The organism is Salinicola sp. (assembly GCF_982684285.1).
The window spans coordinates 1-2228 of sequence record NZ_CEXLVS010000395.1 but is presented as its reverse complement, the minus strand read 5'-3'; the positions used below and the strand labels follow the sequence as shown (position 1 = coordinate 2228).

Sequence of the window (2228 nt, the reverse complement as noted above, 5' to 3'; positions counted from 1 at the left end):
GCGTGTCGCGCTGTCTCGCAGCGATCGCACCAGCGCGCAGAGATGGAAGCGCCCCTTCTCCAGCGATACCACCCCCAGGTTGTTGGAGGTCTCCACCACGCCCGGCACCTCGACGCTCATGCGCTCGACACCGTAAGGCGCGGCGTGGAGGGCGGAAACCAGCAACTGGGTGGCGGTGTCGGTCAGCGCGTCTACGTCCTCGCAGGAGACCGCCGCCGGCGACAGCGAGAGCGTCACGTCGTCGTCGACGCCGGCCAGCTCCTCGCGGTAGAGCGCCTGCAGGTCGGCGAGCGCCTGCTCCACCGCCGGCAGATGATGTTCGTCCACCACGATGGTGGCGAAGGCCTCACGAGGCAGCGCATTGCGCAGCGTGCCCCCCTGGTAGTCCACCAGCCGAATCTCGAACTCGCCCAGTCCTCGCAGCGCCCTCACCAGCAACTGGTTGGCGTTGCCCCGCTCCTTGTGGATATCGGCGCCGGAGTGCCCGCCGACCAGGCCGGTCAGGGAGATACGACGCATCACCTCCTCCTCGTCGCAGCCGCGCATCGGCAAGTCGGCGTCGACCACGACATCGGCACCGCCGGCGCAGCCGATATAGACTTCGCCGCGATCCTCGGAGTCGAGGTTGAGCAGGTAGCGCCCCTCCAGCCAGTTCTCGTCCAGCGACAGCGCGCCCTGCAACGAGGTCTCCTCCTCCAGCGTGAACAGCGCCTCGATCGGGCCGTGGTCGATGTCGTCCGCCTCGAGAATCGCCAGCGCCGCCGCGACACCGAGACCGTTGTCGGCACCCAGCGTGGTACCGCGGGCGTGGAGCCAGCCATCCTCGACATAGGTGTCGAGCGGGTCGTTGAGGAAATCGTGGGGGTGGTCGCTGTTGGCCTGCGTGACCATGTCGAGATGGCCCTGCAGAATCACCCCGGGCACCGCCTCGCAGCCCGGGCTCGCCGCCTTGCGGATCCGCAGGTTGCCGTAGCTGTCGCGATCGTGGGTCAAGCCGTTGTCGTCGGCCCAGCGCTGCAGGATGTCGATCAACTTCGCTTCGTGGCCAGAGGAGCGCGGCGTATTGCAGAGCGTACGAAAATGACGCCACACGGGCTCGGGGGAGAGTTGCAGTAGATGATCGTTCATGGTCGATTCCAGCCTCGTCGCGCGGCGAGCAGCTCGCCGCAACGGGTGTCGAAAGAGTGATGAATGAAACCCGAGCCGCCAGCGGACCGCCGCTCGTTTTGAGGTGCGAATACCTTACTCGCCTGACTGCGGCTTGACCATATGTGCCGAATGCTCGCGCCCCTCAGCCAGGCACCGGTGCGGCGCCGTCGGCAGCGCGACGGTCGTGGTGCCACGCCAGCAAGTCCGCCGCCAGCTCGCGTGCGGTCGCCAGGCGTTCGCGCCGTCCCTGCCGCACCAGCGCCTCGTCGCGATACTGGAACAGCGCCGGGACGGCCACCCGCGCCGATCGCGTCAGGTCGCCAGGCGTCTGGGACCCGCTCTCCTCGCACGCCAGCGAGCGCTCGACCGCGGCCAACGGCTGCTGCCGCCACCAGCCGAGCCAGGCCTCCCGCAACCAGGGCCGGACCGGTGCCAGCTCGCCGCCACCGGCAGCGAACCAGGCCAGCCGCTGGTGAAGATCGGCGGGCAGGGCCGGCGCTGCCCCCTCGTGCAGCCAGGCCGCCACGACGGGGGCGTCGATGTCCCGCAGTTCGGCTGCCAGCAGATCCGGCAGATGGCGCACGAAATCGTCATGCATCCGGTCGAGGAGCCGCGCCGATTCGTCCGTCAGCGCCAGAGCCATCATCTGCGCCGGTTCGCCGCTGGACGCCTCCCGGGTCAGCCCGATCCGCAGCGAGCGAAACCCCTGCCGACGCCAGAAGCGGGTCAACGACGGCTCAGCACCGAAGCTCACGCCCAGCTGATCGACAGCGCGCTCCCGTGCCGCCGTGGCGACCCGCTCGATCATCGCCGAGCCGGTTCCCTCGCGCCTGGCCAGCGGGTGAACGGCGATCCGCATGATGCGCCACCAACGCGCGAGCGCCGCCGCCTCAAAGCCGCCGTGGGTGGCCAGCGACTGCGCCAGCAGATGACCCCGCGGACGCCGCTGCCCATGGTAAATGGCGTTGGCCAGTTCGGCGTCGAAGCCCCCCTCCTGCTGCACCACGCAGATGCCGACGACCATGTCGCCGACGAAAGCCGCCAGCAGGTGAACGTCGGGGCCGTCCAGCAGATGTCGC

The 2228-nt window shown here is 69.3% G+C and carries 2 protein-coding genes; both read right to left on the bottom strand.

What is annotated here, in order from left to right; all coding sequences use genetic code 11:
- Window positions 1-1128, bottom strand: a 1128-nt coding sequence (gene pepD, locus AC3AYF_RS20315; RefSeq protein WP_295041196.1) for a beta-Ala-His dipeptidase, incomplete at its 3' end; no start/stop codon positions are given.
- 163 nt (window positions 1129-1291) lie between these two features.
- On the bottom strand, window positions 1292-2228 hold a 937-nt coding region (locus AC3AYF_RS20310; RefSeq protein WP_487780297.1), incomplete at its 5' end, for a GNAT family N-acetyltransferase.